At 33.3% G+C, this 18323-nt stretch carries 12 protein-coding genes, 1 pseudogene and 1 riboswitch; all 13 genes and pseudogenes read right to left on the bottom strand.

What is annotated here, in order from left to right; translation table 11 throughout:
- Nucleotides 1-11: 11 nt before the first annotated feature.
- The 13 genes and pseudogenes from BM183_RS16150 to BM183_RS16095 all read right to left on the bottom strand — a co-directional run bounded on the left by BM183_RS16150 (nt 12) and on the right by BM183_RS16095 (nt 18109).
- Nucleotides 12-1337 (bottom strand): ABC transporter substrate-binding protein, encoded by a 1326-nt coding sequence (locus tag BM183_RS16150; protein WP_091687908.1) that lies wholly within the window; start codon nt 1335-1337, stop codon nt 12-14.
- Nucleotides 1338-1445: 108 nt separating this feature from the next.
- Nucleotides 1446-2285 carry a carbohydrate ABC transporter permease gene (locus BM183_RS16145; protein ID WP_091687907.1) on the bottom strand — a complete coding sequence of 280 codons (840 nt, stop codon included), beginning with the start codon at nt 2283-2285 and terminating at the stop codon, nt 1446-1448.
- Nucleotides 2275-3279: a LacI family DNA-binding transcriptional regulator gene (locus BM183_RS16140; RefSeq protein ID WP_242961030.1), complete on the bottom strand. Its 1005-nt coding sequence runs from the start codon at nt 3277-3279 to the stop codon at nt 2275-2277. The genes BM183_RS16145 and BM183_RS16140 overlap by 11 nt, the downstream gene beginning before the upstream one ends.
- Before the next feature lie 371 nt (nt 3280-3650).
- The gene (locus BM183_RS16135; protein ID WP_091687906.1) at nt 3651-4451 is read right to left on the bottom strand and encodes a transglutaminase-like domain-containing protein; all 801 of its coding nucleotides are present in this window, start codon (nt 4449-4451) and stop codon (nt 3651-3653) included.
- Between the two features lie 13 nt (nt 4452-4464).
- Nucleotides 4465-4547, bottom strand: a riboswitch (cyclic di-GMP riboswitch).
- 105 nt (nt 4548-4652) lie between these two features.
- Nucleotides 4653-5405 (bottom strand): class D sortase, encoded by a 753-nt coding sequence (locus tag BM183_RS16130; protein ID WP_207650156.1) that lies wholly within the window; start codon nt 5403-5405, stop codon nt 4653-4655.
- 142 nt (nt 5406-5547) lie between these two features.
- Nucleotides 5548-9678 (bottom strand): collagen binding domain-containing protein, encoded by a 4131-nt coding sequence (locus BM183_RS16125; RefSeq protein WP_170848051.1) that lies wholly within the window; start codon nt 9676-9678, stop codon nt 5548-5550.
- Between the two features lie 179 nt (nt 9679-9857).
- Nucleotides 9858-10859 carry a serine hydrolase domain-containing protein gene (locus tag BM183_RS16120; protein ID WP_091687904.1) on the bottom strand — a complete coding sequence of 334 codons (1002 nt, stop codon included), beginning with the start codon at nt 10857-10859 and terminating at the stop codon, nt 9858-9860.
- A 92-nt stretch (nt 10860-10951) separates the two neighbouring features.
- On the bottom strand, nt 10952-11785 hold the full coding sequence (locus tag BM183_RS16115; protein ID WP_091687903.1) for a MerR family transcriptional regulator: 834 nt from the start codon (nt 11783-11785) through the stop codon (nt 10952-10954).
- A 486-nt stretch (nt 11786-12271) separates the two neighbouring features.
- Nucleotides 12272-14827 (bottom strand): GH39 family glycosyl hydrolase, encoded by a 2556-nt coding sequence (locus BM183_RS16110; RefSeq protein ID WP_091687902.1) that lies wholly within the window; start codon nt 14825-14827, stop codon nt 12272-12274.
- A 282-nt stretch (nt 14828-15109) separates the two neighbouring features.
- Nucleotides 15110-15511 carry an arsenate reductase ArsC gene (locus BM183_RS21765; protein ID WP_242961033.1) on the bottom strand — a complete coding sequence of 134 codons (402 nt, stop codon included), beginning with the start codon at nt 15509-15511 and terminating at the stop codon, nt 15110-15112.
- A 9-nt stretch (nt 15512-15520) separates the two neighbouring features.
- A pseudogene (arsA, locus tag BM183_RS16105) lies at nt 15521-17263 on the bottom strand (arsenical pump-driving ATPase); the annotation flags it as partial.
- Between the two features lie 34 nt (nt 17264-17297).
- Complete coding sequence (gene arsD, locus BM183_RS16100; RefSeq protein ID WP_091687901.1) at nt 17298-17699, bottom strand: arsenite efflux transporter metallochaperone ArsD; 402 nt, start codon at nt 17697-17699, stop codon at nt 17298-17300.
- A gap of 86 nt (nt 17700-17785) precedes the next feature.
- Nucleotides 17786-18109 carry an ArsR/SmtB family transcription factor gene (locus BM183_RS16095; protein WP_091687900.1) on the bottom strand — a complete coding sequence of 108 codons (324 nt, stop codon included), beginning with the start codon at nt 18107-18109 and terminating at the stop codon, nt 17786-17788.
- Between the last annotated feature and the right edge of the window lie 214 nt (nt 18110-18323).

Genomic DNA, 18323 nt, shown 5'->3' with positions numbered 1-18323 from the left:
GATATTGTCAATTAATTTTTCTCTGCTGCTTTGGTTAAAGCGGTTGCAAATTCTTCCGGAGTTATTTGTCCTTGGGCAAGCAGCGGATATTGAATGCTTATCTCATCAACCACGTTTGCATACCATAAACTTTGAAAATCATTAATATTTCTGGCTGCATGGTTACCATTTTCTACAACCTCATTTATAAGTGGATAAATGTTATCGGAGGTTACATTAACATCAGCCGGAATATCCCCTGTCATTTCCAACATTTTTTGTTGGCTATCCGCAGAGGTCATAAATTTAACAAATTCAAGAGAAGCTTTTAATTGTTCTTCCGATTTAGCTGCAATATTAAAGCCAATCTTTCCACTGTTATACATAACATCTCCCGGGAACATCGCTGTTCCTATCTTGTCTGCAAAACCTTCTTCTACCATAAAAGTATCATAGAAATCACTAACCATCCAAGGTCCATTGGCTATAATTGCTGTCTGTTCCATAAAAAAGTTACTTGCACCATTCTCATATTTTCCACCAATTGCATCCTGAGTGGTATATTTCTGGAACAATTTTTGAATCATTCCGGCTGCATCTATGAATTCCTGGGTATTATAGTTTTTAGGAAGTGACGTATTCATAAACTTTTCGCCTTCGTCATTAGAAGCAATCATGGCACCGAGCAATAATGAAGTCAGCCAGCCTGAATCTGCAGTATCCATTGATACTGGCGTAATACCTGCTGCCAATAATTTGTCACACTGTTCAAAGAATTCATCCCAGGTTTTTGCCGGTTCTTTGATTCCCGCTTTTTCAAAAAGATCTTTGTTATAGAAATATCCAATCACCTGTCTGGAATAGGGAATACCATAGATACTTCCATCTCTTGAATTTACATCCCAGCATACTTCACTGACAGAATCTTTCCATTCCTGGTCCACAAAAGATGTCAAATCAACCAACTGATCTCTCATGGAATCGATTAGGTTGTAACCTCCTGCACTAATTACATCCGGTAAGGATTTGGAAGAGTATAGAACTTTTAATTTATCCACATAAGCCTGATCACCGGCAATCTCTTCCACTACAACCTTATATTTATCCGAATATTGTTCATTAAAGGCTTTTAAACGGTTATTAAACCATTCTGTACTTGAACTTACTCCAACCCAGGAGGTAGGAAAATTAATTTCAATAATCTTACCGGATTCATTAACGCCATCTGTCACCTGTGTATTGCCGGTATTAGATTTATTTCCGGTTTCTTTGTTTTTTGCTCCACACCCTGACAACATCCCCATTGCCATAACCCCAATTAATAGTACTCCTGCTACTTTCTTAAGAACTTTTTTCATAATAAATCCCCTTTCTTTGATACATTATATTGAGACACCATTGTGTCAAAGCAACTATTAACTTTTTGACCCTGCTATTTGTAAGCATACGGAATTACTAAAATAAGCCTAACCTTTAATTGAACCGGCTACCATACTATCGGTAACTTGTTCCTGTAACAGAGTATAAATTAGTATACTTGGAATGATTACCATAGCCAGCGCTGCGAACATCGCTGTGTAATTAAATGAAAACTGTGATGTAAAATAATTGAGTGCTAGTGGTAATGTTCTTGCCAATGTACTTTTCGTTAAGATTAATGCGAACATGAATTCATTCCATGAGGTTAAGAATTGCAGTATTGCCGCAGTTGCCAGCCCCGATTTAGCAATTGGAAATACAATTGAAAAATAAGTTTTTGCAAAACCCGCTCCGTCTAAATAAGCTGCTTCTTCTAATTCCACCGGTATACCCTGAAAATAACTCTTTATAATAAACAGTGAGGAGGGAAGCCCCAATGCTGCATATACAATGATTAGTCCTATTTTCGTATCATACAGACCAATCTTTGTCATAATAATATAAATTGGCATTAATAAAGAGGAAGTAGGTATTAATAAGGAGGAAGAAAGTAATAATGTTAAAAATGTTTTCCCTTTAAACCGAAATCTTGCCAAAATATATGCTGCCATTGATACTACAAGAATGTTTAGTAATGTACTAGCTATGGAAATCAATAAACTGTTGCCATAAAACTTAAAGATAGGTGCAAGTTCAAGTGCTGCTCTATAGCCAGCAAAACTAAAATTTGAAGGTAATGCAAATGCAGATGATAAAATTTCTTTGTTTGTCTTAAATGAAGACATTATAATCCATAATAATGGGCCAATTGAGATAAAAACAAAGAACATCAGATAAATTCGCCTTAATGTAACAGATACTAAGATCCCTATTCCTTTATTTTTCATATATATTTACTCCCTTGTTCACAGTGCAAGTGTCACGCTTTACAATCTTATATGGCAATGTAATCTCTACTTTATCGTTTGCATTGTCTAAATCCTGAAAAGCCTCTAAGGTTTTCGTAACAAATTCTTTGATTGGCTGATGTATCGTAGTTAACCTTGGTATGAATCTGCTTGCCAGTGCAATATCATCAAAGCCCAGAACCGATACATCTTCCGGAACCTTAAGTCCAAAATCGTGCAAGGCAGATATTCCTCCCATTGCCATTTCATCACTAAAAGCAAAGATAGCAGTAAAGTCTGTTTTCTTTTCTAAGAACTGTTTTGTTAACCGGTAACCAGTTTCATAAGTAACAGGACCGAATCCTAACATTTCATTTTCATTTAAATCAACTCCTATCTCATCAAGTGCACGTTTACAACCAGTAAACCGCTGAAAAGAAGAACCGATATTCTTCAAAAAATCTGATAGAATTATTATCTTTTCATGCCCCAGACTAATTAAGTATTTAGTTCCTTCATAGGCGGCTGCAATATCATTGATATGTACCATTTCTGACCTGCTGTCAAAAGATCCTCCAGCAAACATCACCGTTTTAATTTTCTTGGAAGAAATGTAGTTAATAATATCCCGGTCAATGAATTCATCAAAATATATCACACCTATAATGTTCATTTCCTTAAAGAATATCTTATAATGCTCACTGTCCGGTATGGTTGGTATAAATACAATTCTATAATTATATTTTGGAATCTCTTCAATCAGTTCTTTTAACACTTCACCATAAAAACCTAGTTGTAAATTAGGAATCAAAACTGCTATGACACCATTATCTTTGCACTTTTTAAATTTTGGTGTATACCCTAACTCTTTCGAAGCATTTTCTATCTTTCTGGCCGTATCTTTACTCACAATATCACTGCCAGAAAAATATCTTGAAACAGTAGCTGGAGAAACACCTGCAACTTTTGCAATATCTCTAACTGTCAACGACATTACTTTCACCTCTTTCAATTTGTTTCAGAAACAATAATTATATATAATTACCATATTTTTTATCTTAAAACAAATAATTATATCATAATTGACAATTTCATCATAAGGTAATAAAATATTTTTGTCAATATAGTCACAAGTTTTACATTTGTTTCATGATTGTTTCATTTGTTTCATACATTTTGTATATAAAAAACTAAAAAATCCAGAATTGCATGTGGCAAAATTACTTTAATTTTACTTAATCCCTTCTTTCTGTTTCATAACAAAAAGGAGCCTTGCTCCATAGCTTAATCAGCTATTTAGCAAAGGCCCCTTTTTACTTAAAGTAAACTTAATTTTCAATTTGATTAATAACAATTTTCTATCTTTTAATAGATTTTTTCTATACTATAATCTTCAGTTTTTTTAATCATTTGTTTCTTTGATTTGCTATCTTTGAAACCTGCATCGTATGTAGTATCAATAGTAACCCATTGCTTACTGTCCTTTAGATAAACTTGATTCCATGCATGATATTCATCAATATCTTTTCCATAACCCATAGCCAGTTTTGCAGGAATATCAACACTTCTTAACATTGCAGCAAATAAAGCCGAATAATCATAACAAATACCTTTTGAACTACTATAGGTTTTTTCAATGGAAGGAATATAGTCTGCATTTACTTTAGTAGCTTTTTTCTTGTCATAACTTATATTTTTCACTATGTAATTATATATAGCTTCTATTTTTTCCTGATCACTATTTAAATTTTTTGTGAGTGCTTTCGCTTTTTGTATTGCTTTCATATCTTTATCCCAATGGATCAATTGAATGGATTGTAGATATACAGCTTTCTCATCTTTCATATTTAAATTTACCGTATCTTTTTTTATAAGCTTATATTTATTTCCGCTTTTCTGTTCTAAAACGGATACGGTATAATTTCCATTACCTAATTGCATCGGAAATGTATTATTAGAACTAATAGTATAAATATACTTTTGATTTCCCTTTTCAATCATTACTTTTGTATCACTGCCGCTCTTAGACTGATATTGAATGTTGATTAATCCATGTTCCAAATCTTCACTATAAATATCCAGATCTGAGGCTTGTACAGAATCAACCATAAAACTAAGCATTAGAACAAATGATAATAAGGGAATAAAAATTCTCTTCTTTAACATAAAAAACTCCCCTTTCGGTAACTGGCTGCCATCTTTTATAAGGAAGGCCCTATAGCTTTGCGTCTCTAGTTTTCACTAAATTTGCTATTATCGCTTGAAAGTCGATGTCGTATTATTTTATTTGTAATTTTATATTAACATATATATACAATCCAGGATATAGGGCTAAAGGCCTATATCCTGGATTGATTTTGATTTATCTTACTCCTGAATCTCTCCTTTTATAATTAACCTATGGGTTGGATTAATCATAGGATGACAGGTAACTAATGTAATTTCTTTATCTGTCCCATTGCCCTCTAATACTTCCACTTCCTCAGGTTTTACGTATACTTTTTCTATTATTTCATAGTTAAATTGATTCTTACCGTCATTAATTATTATAAAATCTCCTGTTTCAACTTCATCCAGTCTGTTAAAGTTTTTACCATAAGTATGACTTCTATGTCCTGCAATAGCATAGTTGCCAATTTGTCCCGGTTTTCCGGTACCTTTAATGGATGCCACTGATATTTTCATGTTTTTTTCGGTAGCATCTGTTAATATTGGCAGTTCCAGATCAATTTTTTCAATTTTTATAATTCCTTCAATACTAATATCCTCTTTCATTTTTTCTGAAATACTTTCATCATTTGCTTCGTTATTATCTTCTGTATTACTTAGGGAATCATTTGTATTTTCCATATTATTACCGCTGATACCCATAATATTTTCTTTATTTTGATTCTTTAATTCCTCTGCTTTATTGAAACTGTCATCCTCACTGTAATTGTTATAATCAGTATCACCGCCGGAACTACTTTCAATAACAGTAAAACTTTCCTGCCAGATTTTTATCAATTTTTGTTGCCGATACATTTTGTATAAATCAGAAGCTTTAGGATATATCATAACTAATAGGCCTATGCTTATAAAACTTATTGAAAGAAACTTATTTTTTTTCCCATTTTTCATAGTTGTCTCCAGTAGAGTAATACAGTTAAAAGCAATATTAAATTCACAGTTTATTATCATGATGTTGTAAACCTGTCTCTGTGATTTTAAAATAATTGTTAAGACGGGTTAAAATCCCGTCTTAACAATAGTATTAATTCTTTTACTCACGATGTTTTCTTCTTCCTTTTAGAGCAAACCCAGTAAAAATCATACCTGCTCCGATTATATAAAATCCAATTCTGCTGTTTTCTCCGGTTTTCGGTAATTTTTCTGTTCCGTCTTTGTTTCCGCTTCCGTTGCTACCATTTTCTCCTTCTTTTCCGCCTAATGGTATGCCATTGGGATCAATTTCAAATTCTTCTTCTGTCTTTTTGGAACCAGGTTTTTTACCGCCTTTTGGTTCTTTCTGTTTCTCTTCCTTCGGTTTATTTTCCTTCGGTTTATTTTCCTTCGGTTTATTTTCCTTCGGCGGCTTGTTTTCTTCCGGTTTGTTTTCTTCCGGCTTGTTTTCTTCCGGCTTGTTTGGCTCCTCATTATCCTCTGGACCACCCGGATTGTTTGGCTCAGATTTTACATTTTCAAATGTTACTTGAATCACTTCTCCATTCTGGCTGATCGTAAAAGGATGTTTTTCCGTATTTCTTACATATCCGGAAGGAGCTTTGGATTCAATAAAGTAATATTTTCCGTAAGATATATTTTCAAAAACAGCTATACCATTTTCATCTGTTTCTTTTTCTGCAATTAAAACATCTGACTCGTTGTATACAGATATTTTTGCATTAGCCAATGGTTTTAATGTGGTTTTATCTACCTTCATTATCTTAAGCTGCCCTTTTATTTTAGTATTGGATATACTGGCCGGTACAGTTGTCACAATTACTAAATTCTCAAGAATCGTGGCTGTCAAAACTTCCCCGGATATCAGATAACCTTCAGGAGCTTTTGTTTCAATTATTTTATAGCTTCCATATGGAACATTTTTGAATTCAACTTTTCCTTGTTCATCACTAATGGCTGTAGACAATGGATTTTCTAAATTAACATCATTCTCATGATATAAAGTGAATTCTGCTCCGGGAAGGGGAAGATTATCTTCGTTCAGTTTGTGGAATATAATATTTCCTGTAATGATACTATTCTTAAATTCATAAGTAATGTTTTTATTTTCATCCGTTAATTTAAATTCGTATAGTTCCGTACTTAAATTATAACCGGTTGGTGAAGCTGCTTCCCGTATATAATAAATGGTATTCAGCTTAAGCTTATCAAACATTACCTTACCATCTTCTCCTGTTTCTTCAGAAGTTTTTAATACGTTCTGATACATATCCAGAAGTTCAAAAGCTGCTCCTTTTAATTTAGTTGCTGTATTATTCTCATCAACTTTGGTAATGGTTATACTGCCTCTTCCTGTACCGCCGGCACCTCCGCCCACGTTCTGGAAACTGACACCGATTGAATTACTTGTTCCGTTCTGGGAAATTCCACTCCCCTTAAATGCGATGGAATTTGAAAAGGTTCCATTCTTATAGGCTTCATCAATATCTGTTCTGAATTTAAGACGATAAGCGCTATCAATTTCTCCTTTAAATGCGAAAGTGACTTTTCCGGTAGAAATATCATATTTTACACTTAATAGCTGGGCTGTAACATCTTCGCTCTCGGATAAACTTCCATCTGTTGCTTTCGTATTTAAGCGAAGCAGTTTAACAGAAGAAGAATCTAATTCCAGTCCTGTTTGCAAGGTATCTTCTAAAACAGCATCCTTAATCGGAACTTTATTCTGGTTAATATCAACTTCCCAATCAATATAAGAGTTACCGGTAGAATAAATACCTTTTTTACTTACAACTGTGTTCTTTATGGTTCGTGTTCCCGTTGATTCTACATTGGAAGGAATATCATCACCAAATAACTTAGCCGTGTTTTGTAAAGTTTTATCACTGTTGATATCAAAAATCGTAAGATCAACTATCTTAGTTTTAAATGTTATAGTCTGCTCCGTTGTAATTTCTTCCGGGAAATTATATCGTAATGTTTTTGTTGCTTCATCATAGTAATAACTATTCTTTTCATCCGGCTGACTGCCTTTTTGAGCTTTTTTGCCTTCTATGGTTACTGACTCAGGAACAAATTCCTGTTTTTCACCAATAATATCGGTAACATAAGCATTCTTCATAGACATCTTATTTTGATTCACAACAATTTTCCATGTGATTTCACGTTTCAAATAATCGTAATCAGTACCTGTTTTTTCTATTACTCTACTGCTTACCTGCTGGGTGGCATCAGCGGAAGAATTAATGGTTTTTCCTGTATTTGCATTTTCTCCTTTTAAATTAGCTGTGTTCTTAAAATCCTTACTTCCATTTACTGCATATACTTTATTATCTGTTACCTTTGTTTTAAACTCAATGACATAAGTTTCATTTATGGTGTCAGCAAAAGTATAGGTAAAGGTTCCTGTTTTTTTAGTATCTGTACTATCGGCTTCTTTGTATTCAAAGATTCCATCCTTTACTTCAGTATTATTTAAAGTAATTTTAAAGGATCCATCCACATATTTTAATCCAACTGGAATATTATCCGTAACAACTCCATTTTTTATGGATATCTTATTTGAATTTACAGTTATTTTCCATGTTATTGTGTGGTTAGTGCGATTATAACCATTGCCTTGCTTACTGATAACATTGGAACCTACGTATACACCTTTTCCTTCTTTTGCATCACCTGGAACACCGGTTCCTGTAAACTCCACATTATTAGTAAAAGTTTTTCCAGCATTGGAATCATAAATAGTTTCATCTGTTACCGTTGTATAATACTCTAATATTTGAGCTTTTTGGATTGCCTCTTTAAATTCATATCTTAATTGATTATTAACATACGTAAAATCAGTACCTAAAGTTTTTGCCTCACCATTTATTTTAACAGAATTAGTCTCTAACGTAAGACCTACCGGTATAGTATCTATAATTACTGCATCTGGTATTAATACATTGTTTTTATTTATAGTTACAGTCCATTTTATTCTTTTAGTTCCACTTTCATAAATACCATTTTTATTAACAAAATCAACGGTAGTATTTACAGTAGCTTCATTTGATAGTGATGTTTTCTCACCTTCAAAAGTTGATGCTGCCTGATTCTTAAAAAATACCTGCTTTCCTTCTTTATCAAATAAGTCAGTATCAACTTTTGTTTTAAATGTTAATGTATATACTTCATTATCTGTTGTATTGATATCACGTACAAAGTGATAAGAAAGTTCCTTATTTGTTTCATCCCAAGACAGGATTCCTTCCTCTACTTTTGGTGAAAGGGAAGCGGAACCTTCTATATAAGTCTGCCCATCCTGTATAATATCCTTAATTACAACATTGGAAATCGGCTTTCTATATGGAGTTGATTCCGGTGTAATTACTATTTTCCATGTTATCTCATTATTATTAGTATCATAACTTCCTGATTTTACAAGCTTTATATCGGCTGTTTCATCTACTTTTTCAAAGTTAACATAGATATTTGTAGTAGCACCACCGCCTAGATCAAATACAATTTCCTTCGGTCCGCCGGTTCCTATGGTTACTTCATCAAATTCACTGTATATATAGAAAAATCCATATCTATCAAATAATTTATCTACATTATTTATCTCATCTTCAAATTGATAGGTAATAGTATTATCCTTATATACACGAACCGTAGCAACTACACGGTCTGCATCTGGAATGCCATCTCCATCGGTATCTATTTTTCCATCTTTTAAAAGAATGGTTTCATCCTTTAAAATATTTATTTCCGATGGAATAGTCAGTGTATAAACTTTTGTAGTGTCAACGATTTCTTCATCCGGAATGGCATAGTAATATTTTAACAAAATCTTTGAATTGGCTTTTACTTCTCCTACAAGATCTTTTTCATTTTCATCTTTTATCTCAATCTTATTAATATAGCCGGTTATAGCTGCACCGGTTGTTGCAATTGCAGATCCTGAAACGGCGCTGACCTCTGAAATGGTTTCATTTTGAGCCTCCTCACCGTTCTCTGCCGCATAGGTGTTATTCCCCTCTTCACCCTTTTCTGCTGCATAGGTGTTATTCCCAAAGAAGGGGAATATCGTCTGTATCAATATTGCAATTATAAGTATAAATGTTAATTTACTCTTAAATTGCCTGTTCTTAATTTGTTTTAGCATTCTTTCTCCTCTCCATCTATTTAATTCAATGTAATATAATTCAGGAACATAATGAACTTTATGGTCATCCAGCAAATTTACAGCCATATAGTACTTTTTTCCCAAGTATGAAATATTATCCATTATGAAGCTGATTCTATCTATCCATTTTTTGTTTAAATAGGTACTATTTTTTGCTATATTAAATTAGGCTTGTAACGTATGGGCCCTTTTTCCAATGTTGAGGAGAACAGGTTATGCTCATAATCTTACCAATAAACTGGAATTCAATATACACAATTCTCAAATATTGGTTCAATATATTCTTTGATAAATTCTATTCTATCCTTGACCTTTGGCACAAAAAAAGAAGCAATAGAAACGACTATTTTTTTCTTTGTATTAAAATAAATCACATTTCCTCCATCTCCCATAGCTGCATAGGCATGTTCCTTACCATCAATAATCCACCACAAATATCCATATGGAAGGTTGATTTTTTCCCATCGGCTATGTTCCTTTGTACTCTCATTTATCCACCCAGTCGATACAATTTGTTTTCCACTCCATATTCCGCCATCTAAGTATAACCTACCTATCTTTGCCATATCCATAGGAGAGAGAGTAAGACCCCATCCTCCTGTATTTACTCCAGCCTGGTCAGCAACCCAGCCGCTGATATTTTTAGCTTTATTAAATGCCAGTTGTTCCTCTTTACTATGAAAAGTCACATTACTCTCAACAGTAATTCCCAGTGGCGAGAATAAATTTTCTTTTGCGAAATCGAATACAGATTGCCCAGTAGCTTTCACAAGAATGCCTGACAGAATATCCGGTCCTATGAGGGGAGTGTATCTAAATTTCCCTATCTGCCCCCTACCTCCTAATAAATCAAGGGTAAATTTTACCCAGTCATCACTAGTGAAATACTTTATGTAGGGTGTAAACTTATATTTATACGGAGCTGTCATTGTCAGCAAATCTTTAAGTGTAACATTCTGTATTGTTTTTTCTCTTCTTTTAATTGTGTAATCAGGGAAGAAATCCAATACTTTCTGGTTGATACTTTTGATGTACCCTTTGTCTATGGCAATCCCAATCAATATGGAAATAATACTTTTTGTTACTGAATAAACATGGATTCGGCTTGTAGCAGTGCATTCATTAAAGTAATTTTCATATAGTGTTTTACCGTCTTTTAGTACAACCATGCCTGCAATATTGCTATAATCATTGTTTATTTTCTTTTCCAGCTCTGTCACTTTTTCTAATCCGCAAGATTTATTCATATATATTTCTCCTTTATCATTTATTGTCTATTTAGCTCAATCGTATTTTCTTAGTTCATACTGTGAAAGTTGAAGGGTCTTGATTTCTTGGTCTAAATATTTGACACTTTCTTTTTGATAGGATAATAAATTTCAGTTATAAGCTCACTTTCTTTTAAAACTTGAGAAGGGTCAGTTACATATACTTCATAAAGTGCATTGTTACATTCATAGCCTTCCTTTTCTGCCCATTCACGTTGTTTAGCGTATACAGAAGATAGTTCAGAATAAGAACCATACAGAACTGTTTTTAAGCATAGTCCTGGGTAAAAATCTCTTGTACCTGTAACATACTCTTTTACCGGAATAGCAAATTCAGTATCTAAACCAAATGGACTAAATTCTGCACTGTGAAAAAGTACCATTGGTGGAGCAAGTATAGTTAATTTGTCCTCTTGAATTTTCTTAATTAATTTAATAAAGCAATTACCATATTCTTCAGCAATTTCGTATTCATGAACCATTTTTCGGATAGATAGAAGGTACATCTTTGGTACTTCTACAAGTTGAACATCAATGCTTTCCAGATATGACATAATTGATTTGCCTTGTCTCAAATTTGATATATCATTATTTAATTGGTCTAAAGTTTTTTCAAATTCCTGTACTTGTTTCTCAATTTCTTTTTTCTTTCTGGTAAGTTCCAAGTAAAGTTTTTCGTCCTGTAATTCTTCTGAATCAAGTATTGTTTTAATTTCCTCCAAAGAAAAATTGTATGATTTTAGGCGGTTGATAAATAACATCTTTTCTAATTGTTCGATAGAATAATATCTATAACCATTTTCAGGGTTAATTTCATCAGGCAGAATTAGCCCTATTTCAGCATAATAACGAAGGGTCTTTGTAGATACCTTACATATATTTGAAAACTCTCCAATAGATAACATAGATTATCCTCCTTTCAGCGTATCCAATAAATCTATCCTTATCTTACACCTTGCCCTAAGGGTAAAGTCAATGTGGTTTATGAAAACTAATACTTAAATCTAGAGATAGACTATTTTTCTCAATATAAAATTAAGCTTCTGCAAAACCTAATATAAAAGTAAAAATATAAAAGTAAATCTAATTCATAAACAGCTTTGCCCTAATATAACTACCTAAACCAGCGAGAGTATGGGATGCTGTGTGGTTATTGTGACTTTGGGAAATTCGTTATGGTTCTTATACTACAGGAATCGCGCCAATATTTAAAAATTGTGATGTTTGAGCCGGGTGAAGCCCGGCGAGTTCGCAATTTTTAAATATGCTCTAAGCGATTACTGTAGTATTAGAACCATAGAATTTCCCTATGGAACAATAACCACACAGCATCCCATACTCTCGTTGGTCTGTATAATCTTTATTGGGCAAAGCGTACGTCATACAATACTCTATATTAATTTCTCTAATACTATTAAGACAATACCATGAACAGGCACACATATTGATTCAGTGTAAGAATTTTTCAACTCTTTCTTTTCAATGGATACTTTCGGATAGGATTTCCCTTTTAAATATTGTATTTCATCCTTATCCATATTTTCAGGAGCACCCATTTTAATCCACTCATCTACTGCGGATCCGTTTTCCCGGTTTAATTCATAGCTTATTTGTTTGTAATTTCCAGATAATCCGTTTATTTGAAGGTTTATATTTTTACCAGGCTTTTCTTCAAAGGATAAATATCTAATTTCATTGGTTAATAAAGAGGTATCACCCATGATAAATAGATCATCAAAATAAGCAAAGTTGTATGCTAGAATTTGGATATTGTCCTGTTCTTTTGTTACGATATAATCTTCTCCCTGGTCGATTATAGTATGTCCTAACTTAGATAAGAAGTAATAAGCATAATAAGAAGGTTTCTTTATACCATCTTTATTAATTAGGCCAAACCCTCCATGAAAAGAGGAAATACCCATTTTTAGTTCTTCTATAATGTCTGTAAATGTCCAAAATCCCAATGAGTCTGTTTTTCCAGTTGATCTTAAAACATTATAGATAATAAATGTTGCTATAAAACAGGTGTCATTAATTAGATTTCTACCATAGGAGGAAGCATTCCACTCTGTAATATGAATCTCTGGTTTTTCCTGAAGGAATTCATTAATTTTTTGGTTTGCTGAAACAATAGTGTTATAAGTATGGTCTTTATCGTGATAAATTCGTTTCAGATCCTTCCAGCTATTTAATAATGACACTGCATCTTCACCTTTTCTTGCCCGAACCCAAAGATCCTGGGCATATTTTTTGGAAGAATAGGATTCTGAATAAATGTGAAAAGAAACAAAGTCCAAAGGTACTTGATGAGTTATTGTATATTTAAAGAATTCATCCAGCCAGTTATTCTCTATCATTGTTTGATAGGTTATAGAAGGTCCCCCTACCTTTAGATTTGGTGATATGGATTTTACTGCCATAGCAGTTTCTTTAAAGAATTCATAATAACTTTCCTTATCACCTATCCAAAATACATTTTCTAAGTCAGGTTCGTTCCATACTTCAAAATACCAGGTTTCTACTTCCTTAAGTCCATATCGATTGATGCAATGTTTTATAAATTCTTTTACCAAATTAGTCCACAAGAAAATATATTTTGGTAAGGTAATATTTGCTTTCCATGCAAAAACTGTAATATCGGATTGCCCAAATTCAGAAGGCATAAAACCTAACTCCACAAAAGGTTTAATATTTATTTCTTTAAAGAAGTCAAATAGCTTATCTACATAATACCAATTATAAACTAAATCCCCATTATCGTTTAAATTGATAATCAACATATCATCGCAGAAGATTCCATGAAATCTTACGTATTCAAACCCAATATCCTTTTGCAGTTCCCTTAATTGATCTCTAAATTCTTCCCTCAATCCATCTGATGCTCTTCCAAAGCAGGTCAACTTTTTCCAAAATGGCAAAAATTCTTTTACTTGATCGTCTGCATTAATTTCTATAAATTCATTTAATGTATATGTGGGATTATTATCCTTACTATTTTTTTCAGGCAGCTCTAAATATTTAAACAGCAAATGCAGTGCCATATTTCTATCCACATCCAGATAAGTTCTGCTTCTTAGTTCTTCTATTTTCCCTTTTTTAGTATTTGGTGTATTCTTGTACTTTCGCCGGTAATCTGTTGGTGTACAATTATAGGCCTCTTTAAAGCAGGTATTTAGGGCTTTTGTGCTTGGAAATCCACTGGTAAACGCTATTTCCGTTATCTTTTGCTCTGTATTGGTCAATAAGATCACTGCTTTATCTAATCGAATATAATTTATATATTCTTGAAATGAAAATCCCATATACTGCTTAAAAAAATGAGATAAATAATAAATACTTATATTCTGGCTGTCTGCCACATCCTGAAGAGTAATACCCCCTTCTATATTTTGATGAATATATTGGATAATATTTTGAAGTCTTTGAGTTTCCTTATTAAAAGATAATAAAGTATTGTCTTCCAGTAAGGTATAATTAAAATTATTAATTAAATCAACTAAAAGTAAATGTACTTCGCTTCCTATTAATAATTGGTAACCCTTTCTTTTCTTATTAAGTTCCCATACTATTTTTGCCAAACGCTGCTTTATACGGTTAAATTTCTCCTGCTCCTCCTTTTTGCACTGAAAGGACTTACAGTCAATATGTATTTTATTCAAGTTCACATAACAATGATCAAAACAGCTTGTATTTATTTGAATTGCCAGTAATACATTATCTTCTTCTGTTTTAAATGTATTGTGTATTTCATTTCTGTTAATTAATATTAGGTCCTCTTCCTTAAGTGTATACTGTTGGTTTCCCACCCGGATATTTATAGAACCTTTTAGTACCATTAAAATCTCAATCTCTTCGTGCCAATGTGTTTCAAATTGGTTAATACTGTGAATAAACTCTTTAATCGGAAAACCCATATGATTTTCTCCACTTTCGTAAAAATAATGCATACTTTCTTTCTCCCTTATAACCTCAATTTTTAAACGTTATTTCCATAACAGATCCTTTTCCTAATATATCATAAGCAAAAGCATGTTTATTTTCTTGGCACTTCATTCAGTATTCACAAGCAGGTTTGCCATAGGAGTGCTTTCTCCCACTATTTTATTTCGCTTATACTATATCACAATATACCATAATTTACTATTAATAATATAAAAAACCAAAAGTGGTTTTATAATAAATCACTTTTGGTTTAAAATTTGCATTATTTACTATTATAATTCCAAAAACTAATTCTGAAGCCGAATCTTTAATTGGTCTATCTTTTTTTCAATCATTTGAATCACTTTTATAAATTCTTCATCACTTTTACCAGTTGGATCATCCAATCCCCAATCCTCCCGTATTGTACAGGAAAGCACAGGACAATTCACATTACATCCCATGGTAATCACTGCATCAGGGTTTGGAATATCCTCAATAAGCTTGTTATATTGTGTCCTTTCCATATCTATGTTATAGATTTCTTTCATTAGTCTGACAGCATCGGGATTAATATGATCTTTTAATTGTGTACCGGCAGAATAACTTTTAAATACATCACTGGCCAGATGCTTTCCCAAAGCTTCGGCAATTTGACTTCGGCAGGAATTATGAACACAAACAAAAGCTACTTTTGGCTTTCTCTTCAATAAATTTAATAAGGCCTCTCCTTTTATTTCTTCCTCTCTCCATCCTATAACAGCAAAAAAGCCTTTCGCATGTTCATATACTTTATTTATCCATCTTATTTCGTTAGCTGCTTTTGCTGACAACATGGAATTGACAGAGCCAGACTCATAAAAGGAAGAATTAATAATCCACCACTTTGCTTTAATATCCCCACGCTTTAAATCTTCCTCAAGACGCATAGCTTCATATACAGGGGTAGCTTCTGCTAAAGTAACAATTATAACTTCTGTTTCCTTTTCATCACGAAGCCTTGGTAATAATTTCTTCACTGACTCCGGAATATCCCCATTAGAGCGCTTTATTTCCTGATTATAGCTTTGGGTAGAGTCCAGCAATAGCAAGGTATGCCCTGTAGGTGCAGTATCTATCACAACAATCTGATCATCATGGGCTTTTTCTACTACTTCTGCAAATGCCCTGAATACTGCAATCTCCTGTGTACATGGTGAACGTAAATCTTCCTCTACATAAGCAAGATCCTCTTCCGACATGGTCTCTTTCGCTTTTGTAAGTACTTCTTCCTGATATTTTTTCAATTCAGCCTGCTCATCAATATGACTCATAGTAATACCTGCCGTCTCCTGTATAACAAATTTGAGATGGGCGGCGGGATCAGTTGTAGTAAGATGCACCTTTTTCCCTTTAGCAGATAACCCTAAAGCAATGGCTGCTGCTATAGTAGTCTTTCCCACTCCGCCTTTACCCATGGTGAAGATGACTTTTTTGCCGGATTTATAAATATCTTCTATTACATCCTTTAATTCAGGAATACTCTGGACTTTAATAGTTTCCTCATCTTTTTTATAATAATCTTTCGTTAAAAATGCTCTTATATTATCTAATCCGGTAACATTATACGCCCTTAAGGGAATTGCATAGGCCCTTATGTCTTTTAAATCCCGGGGTATTTCCATAAGTGCTTTTTGCTGTTTTTGAAATAAACTCTCAGATATTTTATCATCATAATGAGTTAATATCCCATTTATCACCAACAATTGATTATGAACGCCTATTTCGGCAAGTTCCTTGGAAGCTCTGTCAACTTCTTTTAAAGGTGTTTCTTCCGGGCGGGTCACTAGCACTAATGTTGTCTGTGAACTGTCGGCAAGTGTTTCTACTGCTTTCTTATACATATCCTTTTTCTCTTCTAAGCCTGACAGCTGACCTAAACAGGACGCCCCATGAGTATTCTCACTAATAAAATTACTCCATGCCGACGGAAGCTGCAGCATTCTTAAAGTATGCCCTGTTGGAGCAGTATCAAATATAATATAATCGTATTCTTTCTGTATGTCTTCATCGGTTATGAACTTGGAAAACTCGTTAAAAGCTGCAATTTCAACGGTACAGGAACCGGATAATTGTTCTTCCATATTATTTAATACTGACTCCGGCATTAGCCCCCGATATGGAGCAATGACACTTTCCCTGTATTCTGCTGCCGCTTGCAGAGGATCTAAGTTTGCAACTTTAAGCCCTGGTACTCCATCTATGGTTACCCCTTTATTATCTAATTCTGTATCAAACACATCCTGTAAATTAGATGCTGGGTCAGTACTTATAAGGAACACCTTTTTACCTCCATCTGCAAGAGTAACCGCTGTTGCACATGCAGTGGATGTCTTTCCAACACCACCTTTACCGGTATAAAATAAGTATTTTGTAAGTTTCGTATTTTGTGGTTCAAAAACTTGTAGTTCTGTTAAATTCATAATTATAAAATCCTTTCTACATAACAGCACTATGTTAGCAGCAGTTTCCACCAGAACAGCCGCATCCGCCGGATTTCTTTAAAGTAATTTTAGAAGCCCTGGCCCTAACCGGTCTTCCTGCTATATAAGTATCAGGAATATCCAGGAGTTTAACAAATTCATCATTAGATGGATATCTTCCGGTTATAACAACTTCATTGTCTAAAACAACTGCCGGAAGTCCTTCTACACCTTTTTCCTTAATATAATCGTTTATCACTCTATTATTTACAAATTCTTGTGGTGATCCGGATAGATTGTATCTTTCTACTTTTACACCATTCTTCTCCAGTGCACTTAAAACTGTTGATATCCTTAAAAGTTCAGGATCAACACTAACTCCGCAAAGCCCTGTTGAACAGCACATAGCCGGTTCAAATATTTGCATTTTTTTCATATAAGATCTCCAATCTTTCATTATTATAATTTAAATATTTATTTGTGGTTTTTAAGGAAACAATGATTCATATACCAGATAATAGCCTATGAATCACATTTACTTCCTTTGTAGTTTTTGCAAATACAATCTTCTTGCTCTGTAGTAATTTGATTCCAAAAATTTTTTATTAATGTAATCATTTCTGTATTATTACTGTATCTCATCCAGGATCCATCTTTTCTTGCCATTACAATACCGCAATCAGTTAATATCTTCATATGGTATGAAAGTGTGGGCTGTGTAATTTTAAAATATTCTAATATATCACATGCACACATTTCTCCGCAAGAAAGCATTTCTACAATTTTTAATCTTGTTTCATCTGCAAGTGCTTTAAATATAGGCACATATGTTTCGTGTGATTTCACGTTCCATTCCTCCTTTTTGTACTAGCATATAGATAACTCTCTATATATTATCTTATGCTGGACATAGAAAAATGTCAATATGTTTTGACAATTTATATAAAAGTTTATCAAGTAAGAACCGAGGCTGTTTCAGAATTTTGCAGCAACCCTTCTTCCGGTATAAAAGGTAGTATTCTAATAAAAATAAAAAGCCAAATCCAGATTATATATTATC

The sequence above is a fragment of the Anaerocolumna aminovalerica genome (assembly GCF_900115365.1).
Classification (GTDB): Bacteria; Bacillota; Clostridia; order Lachnospirales; family Lachnospiraceae; genus Anaerocolumna; species Anaerocolumna aminovalerica.
This window is presented reverse-complemented; position numbering and strand designations above follow the sequence as displayed.

Excerpts from the sequence above, each read along its gene's own strand:
- BM183_RS16150 (WP_091687908.1), bottom strand. The coding sequence starts at position 1,337 with ATGAAAAAAGTTCTTAAGAAAGTAGCAGGAGTACTATTAATTGGGGTT.
- BM183_RS16145 (WP_091687907.1), bottom strand. The coding sequence starts at position 2,285 with ATGAAAAATAAAGGAATAGGGATCTTAGTATCTGTTACATTAAGGCGA.
- BM183_RS16140 (WP_242961030.1), bottom strand. The coding sequence starts at position 3,279 with ATGTCGTTGACAGTTAGAGATATTGCAAAAGTTGCAGGTGTTTCTCCA.
- BM183_RS16135 (WP_091687906.1), bottom strand. The coding sequence starts at position 4,451 with ATGTTAAAGAAGAGAATTTTTATTCCCTTATTATCATTTGTTCTAATG.
- BM183_RS16130 (WP_207650156.1), bottom strand. The coding sequence starts at position 5,405 with ATGAAAAATGGGAAAAAAAATAAGTTTCTTTCAATAAGTTTTATAAGC.
- BM183_RS16125 (WP_170848051.1), bottom strand. The coding sequence starts at position 9,678 with ATGGCTGTAAATTTGCTGGATGACCATAAAGTTCATTATGTTCCTGAA.
- BM183_RS16120 (WP_091687904.1), bottom strand. The coding sequence starts at position 10,859 with ATGAATAAATCTTGCGGATTAGAAAAAGTGACAGAGCTGGAAAAGAAA.
- BM183_RS16115 (WP_091687903.1), bottom strand. The coding sequence starts at position 11,785 with ATGTTATCTATTGGAGAGTTTTCAAATATATGTAAGGTATCTACAAAG.
- BM183_RS16110 (WP_091687902.1), bottom strand. The coding sequence starts at position 14,827 with ATGCATTATTTTTACGAAAGTGGAGAAAATCATATGGGTTTTCCGATT.
- arsD (WP_091687901.1), bottom strand. The coding sequence starts at position 17,699 with ATGAAAAAAATGCAAATATTTGAACCGGCTATGTGCTGTTCAACAGGG.